The 13,783-nt window shown below is 39.7% G+C and carries 13 protein-coding genes; 1 reads left to right on the forward strand and 12 read right to left on the reverse strand.

All coding sequences use genetic code 11. The features are described 5' to 3' along the window. Positions 1 to 24: 24 nt before the first annotated feature. Positions 25 to 1,575, reverse strand: coding sequence for an acyl-CoA carboxylase subunit beta (locus M3225_RS04175; RefSeq protein WP_251391306.1), 1,551 nt, complete (start codon positions 1,573 to 1,575; stop codon positions 25 to 27). Beyond that, complete coding sequence (gene mce / locus M3225_RS04180; RefSeq protein WP_251391308.1) at positions 1,568 to 1,993, reverse strand: methylmalonyl-CoA epimerase; 426 nt, start codon at positions 1,991 to 1,993, stop codon at positions 1,568 to 1,570. Before mce ends, M3225_RS04175 begins: the two co-directional genes overlap by 8 nt. A gap of 148 nt (positions 1,994 to 2,141) precedes the next feature. Between mce and prli42 the strand changes: the two genes are divergently transcribed. Continuing rightward, entirely contained in the window at positions 2,142 to 2,237 is a 96-nt protein-coding gene (gene prli42, locus M3225_RS04185; RefSeq protein WP_149917156.1) for a stressosome-associated protein Prli42, read from the forward strand. Positions 2,238 to 2,312: 75 nt separating this feature from the next. Here prli42 and M3225_RS04190 read toward each other — a convergent pair whose 3' ends face one another. The 10 genes from M3225_RS04190 to M3225_RS04235 form a co-directional block, all read right to left on the reverse strand. Next, positions 2,313 to 2,837, reverse strand: coding sequence for a L,D-transpeptidase (locus M3225_RS04190; RefSeq protein WP_251391310.1), 525 nt, complete (start codon positions 2,835 to 2,837; stop codon positions 2,313 to 2,315). A gap of 98 nt (positions 2,838 to 2,935) precedes the next feature. Next, positions 2,936 to 3,886: an aromatic acid exporter family protein gene (locus tag M3225_RS04195; protein ID WP_251391312.1), complete on the reverse strand. Its 951-nt coding sequence runs from the start codon at positions 3,884 to 3,886 to the stop codon at positions 2,936 to 2,938. A 159-nt stretch (positions 3,887 to 4,045) separates the two neighbouring features. Then, a complete protein-coding gene (locus tag M3225_RS04200; protein WP_251391314.1) occupies positions 4,046 to 4,768 on the reverse strand; it encodes an amino acid ABC transporter ATP-binding protein in 723 nt (240 codons plus the stop codon). Then, on the reverse strand, positions 4,761 to 5,420 hold the full coding sequence (locus tag M3225_RS04205) for an amino acid ABC transporter permease (RefSeq protein WP_013059114.1): 660 nt from the start codon (positions 5,418 to 5,420) through the stop codon (positions 4,761 to 4,763). Before M3225_RS04205 ends, M3225_RS04200 begins: the two co-directional genes overlap by 8 nt. Before the next feature lie 31 nt (positions 5,421 to 5,451). Then, positions 5,452 to 6,255 carry a transporter substrate-binding domain-containing protein gene (locus M3225_RS04210; RefSeq protein WP_413027004.1) on the reverse strand — a complete coding sequence of 268 codons (804 nt, stop codon included), beginning with the start codon at positions 6,253 to 6,255 and terminating at the stop codon, positions 5,452 to 5,454. A 281-nt stretch (positions 6,256 to 6,536) separates the two neighbouring features. Continuing rightward, positions 6,537 to 6,974: a BrxA/BrxB family bacilliredoxin gene (locus tag M3225_RS04215; RefSeq protein ID WP_013059116.1), complete on the reverse strand. Its 438-nt coding sequence runs from the start codon at positions 6,972 to 6,974 to the stop codon at positions 6,537 to 6,539. A 193-nt stretch (positions 6,975 to 7,167) separates the two neighbouring features. Then, positions 7,168 to 8,163 (reverse strand): methylmalonyl Co-A mutase-associated GTPase MeaB, encoded by a 996-nt coding sequence (gene meaB / locus M3225_RS04220; RefSeq protein WP_251391858.1) that lies wholly within the window; start codon positions 8,161 to 8,163, stop codon positions 7,168 to 7,170. Positions 8,164 to 8,179: 16 nt separating this feature from the next. After that, the gene (gene scpA / locus M3225_RS04225; protein ID WP_251391318.1) at positions 8,180 to 10,330 is read right to left on the reverse strand and encodes a methylmalonyl-CoA mutase; all 2,151 of its coding nucleotides are present in this window, start codon (positions 10,328 to 10,330) and stop codon (positions 8,180 to 8,182) included. After that, complete coding sequence (locus M3225_RS04230; RefSeq protein WP_251391319.1) at positions 10,323 to 12,359, reverse strand: acyl-CoA mutase large subunit family protein; 2,037 nt, start codon at positions 12,357 to 12,359, stop codon at positions 10,323 to 10,325. The genes scpA and M3225_RS04230 overlap by 8 nt, the downstream gene beginning before the upstream one ends. Before the next feature lie 157 nt (positions 12,360 to 12,516). Continuing rightward, complete coding sequence (locus tag M3225_RS04235; RefSeq protein ID WP_251391320.1) at positions 12,517 to 13,776, reverse strand: dihydrolipoamide acetyltransferase family protein; 1,260 nt, start codon at positions 13,774 to 13,776, stop codon at positions 12,517 to 12,519. Between the last annotated feature and the right edge of the window lie 7 nt (positions 13,777 to 13,783).

The following is a 13,783-nucleotide window of genomic DNA, read 5'->3' on the forward strand; positions in this document are numbered from 1 at the left end:
ATATGTAATCCCTCCAAAAATAACCTACAATGGTATGTTACCATGTTTCTTTGCTGGACGCTCTTCCTTTTTATTGTGCAACATTTCAAGCGCTTGTATTAATTTTATTCTTGTTTCCCGAGGATCGATAACATCATCCACCATTCCAGCGCTTGCCGCTACGTAAGGATTAGCAAATTTCTCGCGATACTGTTCAATTTTTTCGTGTCTTGTTTCATCTGGGTTTTCACTACCCCGAATGTCATTTGCAAAGATAATATTTGCAGCACCCTGAGGACCCATAACAGCAATTTCTGCATTTGGCCATGAATACACAAGGTCGGCTCCAATCGACTTACTATTTAAAGCTACGTATGCACCTCCGTACGCCTTTCGCAAGATAACCGTGATTTTCGGAACGGTAGCTTCGGAGTATGCATATAAAATTTTAGCACCATGACGTATAATTCCGCCATGTTCCTGCTTGATACCTGGGAAAAAACCTGTAACATCTTCAAATGTAATAAGTGGGATATTAAATGAATCGCAAAATCGAATAAACCTTGCTGCTTTATCTGAGGAGTTAATATCTAAACTGCCTGCCATTACTTTAGGCTGGTTACACACAAGTCCGACAACTTTTCCATCTATGCGGGCAAAACCAATGACAATATTTCTAGCAAAGTCTTTTTGCACCTCAAAAAATGAGTGCTCGTCCACTACTTGGTGAATGACTTGACGCACATCGTAAGGGCGCACGGCATCAAATGGGACAACATCTAATAAATCCGGACGATAATGATCACACTCTGCCTTTGAGGCTAAAGGAGGCTGCTCTTGGCTAGACTGAGGAAGATAGCTTAAGAGCGTTCGTACTTGTTCTAGCACCTCTTGTTCTGTTGAACCTCTAAAATGGGCATTACCGCTAATTTCGTTATGAACAGCTGCTCCTCCAAGATTTTCAGAGGAAATGCTTTCTCCCGTTACGGTTTCAATTACTTTTGGTCCGGTAATGAACATTTGACTTGTTTCTTCTACCATAAAAACAAAGTCCGTAATTGCTGGTGAGTACACGGCTCCGCCTGCACAAGGACCCATGATAACAGATATTTGAGGCATGACACCAGAATAAATGGCGTTTCGATAAAAAATATGACCGTATCCATCAAGAGACATGACGCCCTCTTGAATACGAGCCCCACCTGAATCATTTAAACCAATAAACGGTACGCCTGTTTTAGCTGCTAAATCCATTACGTGCGCAATCTTTTTAGCATGCATTTCGCCTAAAGCACCTCCGAACACTGTAAAATCTTGCGAAAACAAATAGACTGAGCGACCGTTTATCTTGCCGTAACCTGTTACTACCCCATCCCCTGGACCTACTTGACTATTCATACTGAAATCAGCACACCGATGTTCAATGAATGGATTTAACTCGACAAATGTATGTTCATCTAAAAGAATTTCAATTCGTTCACGTGCTGTTAGTTTCCCTTTATGGTGCTGTTTTTCAATTTTTTCGTCTCCTCCGCCTAACTCGATCTTCCGGCGTTTATCGTACAATTCATTTAATTTATCATAAATGTCAACCATGTTTCTTCTCCTCCTCTAGTGTTTTTTCACAGAGCTCATAAAGAACACCGTTTGCTGACTTTGGATGCAAAAAAGCAATGGAAGCTTCCCCTGCGCCTCTTCGCGGAATATCATCAATCATTTGTACACCCTTTTCCTTTAACTCTGTAATTCGCTCTTCAATTGTACGCACACCTAAAGCAACATGGTGAAGACCTTCACCTCTCTTTTTGATAAACGTACCGACTGCACTGTCTTCAAAAAGCGGCTCTAATAATTCAATTTTTACGTTGCCGCACTGAATAAAAGCAACTTTTACACCTTGTTCTTCTACTTCTTCTACTTTTAATAGAGACAATCCCAATACCTTTTCATAAAAAGGCAGGCTGTCTTCAATTGATTTTACAGCTACTCCTATGTGATCAATTCCTTTTATCACTTTCTCACCTCTTAAAAAAGCGTTTTCATTTACACATATTCTTGAAAACGAAAGAAATCTCCTGCTCCCGTATGTACAGAAAGTTGCTTGTCTAAGCAGCAGAAGACATGTAAAATAAGAAAAAAACGTGTAGGAGGATTTTGGTTGTATGTCTAATAAGAAAATCCAAAAGACTATTGTGTTTTTAATGCTTCTTGTCATGTTAATATCTACGCTTTTAGCAGGACTTGCCATGTGGTTTTAATTGGGACTGATGACTAAAAACATAGATGCATTGCTGTTTCTTTGTACAATGCAAAAATATAAAAAAGACTGGTGACTAGTCACCAGTCTTTTGCTGTATATTCAAAATGCCTTTTTGAGCAGCTAACTCTTCAAAAGATTGATCTGTAGATACAATCCATACTTTTGTACCTAATGGCACTTGATCATATAAATGGCTTACTTCACGATTTTCTACGCGAATACAGCCATTCGATACATATTTACCGATGGAATCCGGCTGATTTGTGCCGTGAATGCCATAAATACGTCCGTCAGTCTCTCTTGCATCAAACCCAATCCACCTTACACCTAGAGGGTTTTGAGGAGCGCCTCCCCCAATGTTACTTCTTCGATAATAGGGGTTAACAGCTTTTACTGTTACCGTGAACTCTCCTTCGGGCGTCAGATTAACTGTTTTCCCCGTAGCTACTTTGATAATTTGTTTAATTTCTTTATTTTGAATATAAGCAAGCTCATTGCTTTGTTTATTAATAATAATATAAGGATCATTTAGCAACGGATTTTCTCCTAATGGCCAAACCGGAGATAGTAGTAAAAGGATAAAAGCAAACACATGCAAGTAATCCACCACCTTACGTTAGTCCTAAGTAAAAGAAAAGAGAGGTATCTCTTTTCCCTTTTAGTGTTCGTAAGCACGATGAACAACATGCATGCTGTTTAACTTATTTTTAAGGTTTGTTTAATAACCAAATATTGTTCAATTTCTTTGACTACGTGCAATAAATCGGCACGTGCTTCAAACTCTTCCCGCGTGTTCGGAAGCGGCATCTCTGCAAACGCTTCTCGTAAATGCTGAAGTTTGGCTAAAAATAATTTCGCTGTATTACCGGGGTGGATAGATAGACTTAATTCTTCAATGAAATCAGCAATCATGTAGCGCTGTTCCACCACCAAATCAATAGCGGTAATGAGAGGAAGCGTACGTTCAATAATTTCAAGCTGTTTTTCGCGAATTTTAAAGTAGCGGTAATAATAATTTTCCCCGCGCACAAAGTGATTTTCTACATCGCGAAACGCAAGGCTTTTTGCTTTTTCTAAAGTTTTTACTGTATCCGCAATTTCCTTACCGTCCCAACTGCTGTCATTCGTTCTGAGGTACAGGGCAATTTCTTTTAACATCGACCGGAAATTCTCTTCAATTTCTCGCTGATACGTGCGAAGCTCTTGATCTAAACTTGGCATATATAAATTCACAAGCAGCGCAACGCCTATCCCGATTACAATCAAGCCAAGCTCATTAAAGACAATTCCCCATGTCATATTGCCTTTGGAGTAAATATGAAGCAAAATAACGGAACTTGTAACAATCCCTGCATTGACTTTGAATATAACCGTCACCGGAATAAATAAAAGCAGCATCAGTCCTATCACAAGTGGATGATAAGTAATCCCTTCAAAAAATATAAATGAAAACAGAATGGATAAAGAACAAGCAATAAAACGATCGCTTGCACTTCGCAACGATTTTTTCTTTGAATTTTGAATGCATAAAATAGTGATAATTCCAGCTGATACAAAAAATTCGAGGTGAAAGAACTGAGCTATAATAATAGCTAGTGATGTACCGACGGCTGTTTTAATTGTCCGGTACCCAATTTTAAATTTCATTTTCTAGACTCCTACATGTTAGTTTCTTTTTAGTGTGATAAAATACTCTATTCCTTATTAACACGAATAAAAAAATAAAACAACCTTAAATTTGGCTATACCGTATAATTGTCAATAAAAAAGTGCAGAAAAGATAGTACTCTTCCTGCACTTTTTTTATTATAAAATCTTTTCTAAAAAATCTTTAGCACGCTTACTTTTAGGCGCTGAGAAAAATTCAGCCGGAGGCGCATCTTCAACAAGCACACCGCCGTCTAAGAACAGCACACGATCCGCTACTTCTCGTGCAAATCCCATTTCATGCGTTACAATGACCATCGTCATTCCTGTTTCTGTCAGCGACTTCATTACATCTAGTACTTCTTTTACCATCTCTGGATCCAAAGCTGATGTTGGTTCATCAAACAGCATCACTTTTGGCTCCATTGCTAACGCTCGCGCAATAGCTACACGCTGCTTTTGACCGCCCGATAAGCGGCTTGGAAACTCGTTTGCTTTTTGGGCAAGTCCAACTTTTTGAAGTAATTCTTTTCCTTTAGCAACAGCAGTTTCTCTTGACATGCCTTTTACCGTCATCGGAGCATACGTTAAATTTTCAAGCACTGTCATATGTGGAAACAAGTGAAAATGCTGAAATACCATTCCTACGTTTTCACGCACGCGCATAATGTTTGTTTTTTTATCTGTAATCACTTGATCGTTAATTGAAACTAATCCGCTCGTCGGTTCTTCAAGCAGGTTCATACAGCGTAAAAAAGTAGATTTACCAGAACCAGAAGGACCGATAACAGCTACGACTTCTTTTTCCTTAATCGTAGTTGAAATGCCTTTTAAAACTTCATTTTTACCGAATGATTTGTGTAAATTTTCAACGTTAATCACCTTTTCTCATTCTCCTCTCGACTGCTTTACCAAGGAGCGTTAAGCCCATTACCATTACATAATAAATCAATCCTGCAAAAATCAACGGTTCAAGGTAGGCAAATTTTTCTCCACCTACAATGTAAGCACGGCGCATAATGTCCAGTGCTCCAATAACTGTGACGATAGCTGATTCTTTTGTTAATGTAATGAACTCATTCATTAAAGCAGGTAAAATATTTTTAAGTGCCTGTGGCAAAATAATTTGTCCCATCATGCGACGATAAGGAATTCCTAATGCTAATGCCGCTTCACGCTGTCCTTTATCAACAGCTAAAATACCAGCACGAATAATTTCAGATATATATGCTGCGGAGTTTAGCCCAAACGCAGCAACGGCCGCTGGAAACGGGGCAATATCAAACCCGAGCAGCTGAGGTAATCCAAAGTATATTAATAATAATTGCAGTACAAGCGGTGTTCCGCGAAACACGGACGTATATGCATCCGCAAACCATTGAAGAGGTTTATTGCGGCTGATTTTACATAAAGATAAAATAACTCCCAGCACAAACCCTAAAATTGCTGAAGCTAGGACTATCTGTATCGTTACCCCTATCCCTTTTAAAATATAAGGCATAGAAGGCACGATTTGCGAAAAATCCAAATTCATGCCTAGTTCCATTCCTCTCTAACTATCATTCTTATTTTTGGTCGTCAAACCACTTAACGATTAATTTATCTAATTCACCGTTTTCTTTCATTTTCTTTAATTCACGGTTAAAGTCATCCGTTAGCTTGCTGTCTTTCGGAAATGCGATTGCTGATCCTTTACTTGAATCTGGACGTCCTGTATCGGACATTTGCAAGCTAGTGTCTTTTTTTACATACCCTTTAGCTACTGTATCTTCAATAATGGCTGCATCGATACGATTTGATTTCATTTCTTGAATTAGTTCCGGAATACGGTCACGCGTTGTTACTTTTACTCCGTCTACTTCTTTTGCAATTTCTTTTGCTTCGTCTGCTTGGATAGAAGAAGTTTGTACACCAACTGTTTTTCCTTTTAGTTCTTCTGCATTTTTAATTGGTGCATCTTTCTTCGATACAATCATATTTTTTGCTTCATAATATACGTCTGAGAAGTCCACGTTCTTTTTACGCTTTTCAGTTGGCGTCATACCAGCTAAAACTAAATCGACTTTATTAGATTGTAAAGCTGGAATTAATCCGCCAAATTCCATATCTTTCACCTGTACGTCATAGCCTAACTTTTTACCGATTGCTTTTGCTAAATCTACGTCAAATCCGATCGCTTCACTATCACCTTTTGCTGTATCAATATATTCAAATGGTGGGTAATCTGCTGATGTTCCCATTACTAATACTTTTTTATCTTTGTCGTCGCTGCTTGCTCCTCCATTAGACGTTCCTTCTCCCGCTCCGCATGCAGCTAAAACGCCTGCCGTTAAGAGACCAATTGCCGTTACCGATAACCACTTCTTCAATTTCATCTTCGTTCCCCCTAGTTTATTCCTTACATTATTTTTTAAAAATTAATAATATTATGAAATAAGTTTTTTGCTATTGCAAGTAAATGTCGAAATTTAAATATATATTCATATAAATGTATTTTAACACAACGTTATAAATATGCAATATCTTTTTTAAATATAAGTTTCACTATTTGAAAATACCTTTTCTCAACATTTTCCACTCTCTAGAAAGCTTGTATATAGATAGATTAAAAAATGCATAAAAAAAGAAGCCGTTCAAAACGGCTTCTCGATTACACTTCTTCACAGTGCTGTTCGAATGCTTCTTGCAGCTTCATAACAACTGACATTGGCTCGTGGCCTTCAATTTCATGACGCTCTACCATTGTGATAATTTTTCCGTCTTTTAATAAAGCGAAAGATGGAGATGAAGGCGGATAACCTTCAAAGTATTCGCGTGCACGTGCAGTTGCTTCTTTATCTTGCCCAGCAAATACTGTAACCAAGTTTGTTGGACGTTTATCATAATGTACAGCGTGCGCTGCAGCAGGTCTTGCGATACCTCCTGCACAACCGCAAACTGAATTCACCATTACAAGCGTTGTGCCAGGCTTTTTAAACGTTTCATCTACCGCTTCAGCCGTCGTTAATTCTGTATAACCAGCTGCTGTAATTTCTTTACGGGCTTGACGAACAACGTCGTTCATAAACAAGTTAAAATCGATATTCATTTTCATACCTCCCTTTTACTATCTATTCTTTATCATAGCAAACGAAAACTAAAAAGGCGATTGCTTTGACTCATTTTTTCTTGGGAATCAAGATTAAACAAGAAAAGACATGGTGATACTATTTTTACAGCTAGAAAACCATACTCTTAACTCCCTAGTGTAGAAGGATCCGCATGAAATGCAGGGTCCTTTTTTACATTTCCTTCATCGCCTGCTGATAGATTTTAATCAATTGTTCGAGAGCTTCAGCCATTGTGACATCTCCCGTCATCATTTGTTTTTCAACATCCCCTAGCGTTTGCTTAACTAAAGGATGTTCATAAAATGATTCTTGTAAATATTCATTAACACTTGCTTGTAACCATGCCTTTATTTGCTTTTGCCTTACTGCATAAAACAGATCATTTTTATTCATCCATTCCTTATATTCGCAAATTATCTTCCACAAGTGTTGAAATGATGCTTCCTCATAAGCAGAAGTTGTGATTACTTGTGGTTTCCACCCTCCAGAATGACCGTGAAGAAAACCGATTACGCTTTCGTATTCTATTGCGGTCACTTCTGCTTTTAACCGGTTATCTCCATCTGCTTTATTTACACAAATCAAATTAACCCATTCAAGCAGCCCTTTTTTAATTCCTTGCAAATCATCTCCCGCTCCAGTTAAAGCAAGAAGAACAAAGAAGTCTACCATCTCTTTTACAATCATTTCACCTTGGCCAACACCCATCGTTTCAACAAATATGATGTTATACCCAGCGGCTTCACAAAGAAAAATTGCTTCTCTCGTTTTAAGATGAACACCTCCAAGTGTTCCTTGAGAAGGTGAAGGGCGGACAAAAGCGTTCTCTTGTTTGGTAAGCAGCTCCATTCTGGTTTTATCTCCTAAAATACTTCCTCCAGACAAGGTACTGCTTGGATCGACTGCCAAAACCGCAACGGAATGGCCATTTTTGCATAGGTACGACCCGAATTTGTCAATCAGCGTACTTTTTCCTGCTCCGGGTACCCCTGTAAAACCAATGCGCACTGAATGCCCCGTATGAGGATAGATTTCTTTAATCAGCTGTTGTGCTATTACTTTATGCTTCGGCGCTTTACTTTCAATTAAAGTAATGGCTTGAGCTAACGCTGTTCTTTTCCCTTCCAGCAGCCCTTGTTTATAATCTTTTACCGTTTTTAATTTCACCAATTGTCTTCACCAACTATTCTTCTAACCGTTTCTTTATTTCATGTAAGACGGAAACGGCCGCTTTTGGGATTACTGTTCCAGGTCCAAAGATAGCAGAAGCGCCGTGTTCTAAAAGAAATGAGTAGTCTTGTTTAGGAATAACGCCTCCGACAATGACAACAATATCGTCGCGCTCTAATTTCTTTAACTCATCGACAAGCTGCGGTAGTAACGTTTTATGCCCAGCTGCTAAAGAGCTTATGCCAATCACATGTACGTCATTTTCTACAGCTTGCCTTGCTGTTTCTTCAGGCGTTTGAAATAAAGGACCGATATCGACATCAAATCCAAGGTCAGCAAAAGCTGTTGCAATGACTTTCGACCCTCTGTCATGACCGTCTTGCCCCATCTTCGCCACTAAAATTCTTGGCCGCCTTCCTTCTTCCTCTAAAAACTCAGCCGTAAGCTTTCGAACTCCTTCTATTTGATCTCGATGCGCAAACTCCGCACTGTATACACCGCTGACTGACTTAGAAGTAGCCTGATGTCTTCCAGCTACTTTCTCAATAGCTTCTGAAATTTCACCTAGTGTAGCTCTAGCTCTCGCAGCTTCAACCGCAAAAGCAAGGAGATTTCCTTCACCTGTTTTGGCACAATTATCCAGCCGATCAAGCGCTTCGACTACCGCTTGTTCGTTACGTTCACTGCGCACTTTTTTTAACTTTTCCAGCTGCTTCGTTCGAACTGCTGTGTTATCAATATCAAGAATATCAAGAGGCTCTTCTTGCTCTGGCTGGAACTGATTAACACCTACAATAATTTCTACTTGCGAGTCTATTCGTGCTTGTCTGCGCGCAGCGGCTTCTTCTATCTTCATTTTAGGTACGCCTGCTTCTATTGCTTTTGTCATTCCGCCCAGCTGCTCTATTTCTTCAAGGTGCTTCCACGCTTTTATCATTAATTCATTCGTTAATGATTCCACATAATAAGAGCCTCCCCAAGGATCAATAACGGAACAAATCTCCGTTTCGTTTTGCAAATAAAGCTGCGTATTTCGGGCAATTCTAGCTGAAAAATCAGTCGGAAGAGCAATTGCTTCATCCAGTGCGTTTGTGTGAAGCGACTGCGTATGACCTGATACTGCAGCTAGAGCTTCGACACATGTTCTGATAACATTATTAAATGGATCCTGCTCAGTCAGGCTCCATCCAGACGTTTGAGAATGCGTTCTAAGAGCTAGAGATTTAGGATTATCCGGCTTAAACTGCTTCATTAGTTTTGCCCACAGCAGCCGCCCTGCTCTCATTTTTGCTACTTCCATAAAATAGTTCATGCCAATTGCCCAGAAAAATGATAGCCTCGGGGCAAACGCATCAATTGAAATTCCTGCTTTCAAGCCGGTTCGCACATATTCAAGTCCGTCTGCAAGCGTATAAGCAAGCTCTAAGTCTGCCGGAGCACCTGCTTCTTGCATATGATAGCCTGATATGCTGATACTGTTAAATTTCGGCATGTATTCTGCTGTATATTTAAAGATATCCGCTATGATTCGCATTGACATCTCAGGAGGATAAATGTACGTATTGCGCACCATATATTCTTTTAAAATATCGTTTTGAATCGTTCCAGCCAGCTTTTCTTTTTTCACCCCTTGTTCTTCAGCTGTTACGATGTAAAAAGCCAAAATAGGAAGCACCGCCCCGTTCATCGTCATCGACACAGACATTTGATCAAGCGGAATCCCTTCAAACAGCTGCTTCATATCAATCATTGAATCAATCGCCACGCCTGCTTTCCCTACGTCTCCAACAACTCTTGGATGATCAGAGTCATAGCCTCGGTGGGTAGCGAGATCAAATGCAACGGACAGCCCTTTCTGTCCAGCAGCTAGGTTTCGGCGGTAAAAGGCATTGCTTTCCTCCGCCGTTGAGTATCCTGCATACTGCCTAATGGTCCAAGGCCGATTCACATACATCGTTGCATACGGCCCTCTCACAAACGGTGGGACACCAGGTGCAAAGTGAATAAAGTCGAGGTCATCTCTGTCTTCTTTTGTATACACTGATTTTAATTCAATTTGTTCATTTGTTTGAAAAGAAGTGAATGAACTTTGAGCTACGCCATCTTCCCGTTGCTGCTTTGAAAATGATAATGGAATATTAGAAAAAGAAGGCTTTTTATACATGAACTTCTACCTCCAAAGCACATAATAACTTCTTAACGCATTGAATAACATTCGTCTTAGGATGTATGACGCTCATTACACCTTTTTGCTGCCACTGCGTTTTGCGTGATACATGTTCTTCACCCACTACATACACATAAACGGAATCTTCCTCAAAATAAGTCATCGCTTTTGTTAAGAGCTTTTCAACGAGCTCATCACTTCCACAGATCACATATGCTTCATGTTTTTGTTCATTCATCCAATCTGCTATCTCCACATAGGAATCTATGTTTTTAATCGTTTCACACGCAAACCCTGCGCTTTCAAATAAAGATCGGGCAATCTCAGCTTTTTTACGGCTACTAGGATCGGCGAGCTCCATAATGCCAATGCTCATTCCCTTTGTATAAACCCGTATTTTTTCAAACTTCTCTGCTGCTCTCCACTTAGTGAGCGGCACTACTTTTTCAGGCCGTGACTGCTTCGACATTTGCTTTAGCATCCATCCTGCTGTTACCCCTTTAGAAGCTAGCTTTGTATAGTCGTCTAGTGAAAGAGTTGATGGGGACTCCGAAGCATGCTGGTCACTGTATTTATCCATTTTTCTTTCTTCTTTTTTAGATAGGGTGCTTTTTATCTTTTCGGATGCAGCGTGTTGCTTAGGAGTATAGTGTGTGACCCCGATCAAGCGCTCAATTCGGCACTCTATATTCTCTTGTCTTTTTACTCTCATTTGTTCAACTTCATCTTGAATTCGCCCTTGTTTTAAAGCTTCTTCCATTCCGCCGCGGTCTTCAATGTCGCCAAATAACTCCCAAGCTTTTGTCATTAATTCATGTGTGTAAGCTTCAACGTACCAAGAGCCTCCGGCAGGATCCATTACTTTTGATATATGTGTTTCATGCTGCAAAATTAAGTGAGTATTACGGGCAAGGCGATGAGCAAACTGAGAAGATGAGGATGTGACGGAATCATATGGTTCAATATGCAGACTATCCGCTCCTCCTACAATAGAAGCAAATGCTTGAACCGTGCTCCTTAACGCATTTGTATACATGTCTTCTTTAGACTGTGTAACATGTGACGTTTCCGTGTGGATAAACGGTACTGAAATGACCGTTTCATCAAAAGCACGAACCACATTTGCCCAAAGCATGCGAAAAGCACGAAGCTTTGATATTTCCATAAATAAATGTGAGCTAATTGAAAAAGAAAATGTCATGTGAGGTAAAACTTGATGTAAGGACAAACCGCGTTTCATGCATTCATCAATATACTGCACCCCTGTAGCAAGCATATAAGCTAGTTCTTGAACAGCGTTTGTACCGCTGTTATGGTAAGGAATGCTTGATACAATGATCGTTTTGAGCTCTGGAACATTACTGTGAGCCAAACGTGTTGCATAAGCTAAATGATCGTATAAATCTTGAGTAGAGAGTGGAACTCTCCCGTATTCAGCAAGCGTGCCGAGCGGATCCATTCCAACCGTGCCTGTTAGCTGTCTCATATCAAAGTCATGTTTGACACAGTATGCTTTTAGAAAAGAAAGAAGTGGAACGGATGTACATCCTGTATTTAAAAATAAAGGAACGGCTTCAAGAGCTACATGTTGAAACAAATGAGCAACATCATCTAAAGTAGAAATTGAAACGCCTGAAGCTACTTCAGCTTCTGTTGCTTCATGATTGGCTTTTCCTTGCCTCATCGCTTCACTGCACGTAAAAGCGGCCGTATTTTGTCCATTTCTCAAACTGTTTAAAAGAAGTTTATTGCTCTCTTTAATAGAAGGTAAGTCGATTTTTTGGGTGATTTCCCATTCCCCTAATATGTATGATTCTTTACCGGCTCCTCTTAAACAATCTATTCCCGCCGGACTCTGCTGCAAATAGTCTAAATGCACAGTATCACTTTCAAAATAAAGCGGTTTCAAAAAGATGTTTTCTAACGTTTCTTTTGGGCGGAGCGCGGTGTTTTTGCTAACTTCCTGTGCCCAATCTTCTTTAGGTGTACGTGTAAATTCATGAAATGATAATGTATTTGTTTTCATTTCCATGCCCCTTTACAGTTAATAGCTGCCTGCTAAACCTAGATGATTACACTTTGAAGTTTGATGATTCTTCTTTTATTTTAATACATCTTTTACAAATTGTTCAATCATTGCTTCAAAATAAAAAAGCAAATGGAGAAAGCTCCATTTACTTTTTTTAATAGACGGACGTATTCTCTTTAGACGTAGATTCTAAAATCTCTTTAACTCTTGCCAAAAATCTGCCGCACACCAAGCCGTCTAACACGCGGTGATCAAGCGATAAACATAAGTTAACCATATCTCGAACAGCAATCATGTTATCAATAATAACCGGACGTTTTACAATAGATTCTACTTGTAAAATAGCCGCTTGTGGGTAATTAATAATCCCCATTGATTGCACGGAACCAAATGAACCTGTGTTATTAACAGTAAACGTTCCGCCCTGCATGTCTTCAGACTTCAATGAACCCGTACGAACTTTTTGCGCGAGCTCTGTAATTTCACGCGCAATGCCTTTGATTGTCTTTTCATCGGCTTGTTTAATAACCGGCACAAATAAAGCATCGTCTGTTGCAACAGCAATGGATACATTAATGTCTTTTTTCTGTACAATACGGTCTCCTGCCCACATTGAATTCATTTGAGGGAATTCTTTTAAAGCCTGAGCCACTGCTTTTACGAAGAACGCAAAATACGTTAAATTAAAACCTTCTTTTTGTTTGAACTCCGTCTTTAATGAATCACGATAAGAAACTAAGTTCGTTACATCGACTTCAACCATTGTCCATGCATGCGGAATTTCATGCTTGCTGCGAAGCATATTTGCTGCAATAGCTTTACGCACGCCTGTAACAGGGATTTCTTGATCTCCTGCTGCAGACACAACTGGCGTAGGCTGCTGCGTTTTTGGACCAGCAGCTGCTACGGGTGCTTCTGTCTGAACTGTTGGTGCAGGTGTTTCTTTCACTTCAGCAGCTCCACCTTTTTCAATAACAGCTAAAATATCTTTTCTCGTGATGCGACCGCCCGCACCTGTTCCTGTCACAGTATCTAAATTAATATTATGTTCTTGTGACAGACGCATAACAGCTGGAGAGTATCGACTTTTATTTGATTGACTGTCCGCTGTTTTTGGCGCTGATTCTTCTACAGTTTTATCAGAAGCTTCCTGTTCTTTTTGAGGTACAGTTCCTTCTACTTCAATTAAACAAATCACTTCTCCCACAGGCAAGGTATCGTCTTCACCTGCAATTAACTCTTTAATTGTTCCACTAAAAGAAGAAGGCACTTCAGCATTTACTTTATCCGTCATAACTTCAGCTAACGGGTCGTATTTATTTACGTGATCTCCAACAGAAACGAGCCATTTGCTAATCGTACCTTCTGTTACACTTTCACCGAGCTGCGGCATCGTAATTTTTTCAATAGCCAATTGATAC

Source organism: Priestia aryabhattai, assembly GCF_023715685.1.
Lineage (GTDB): Bacteria > Bacillota > Bacilli > Bacillales > Bacillaceae_H > Priestia > Priestia aryabhattai_B.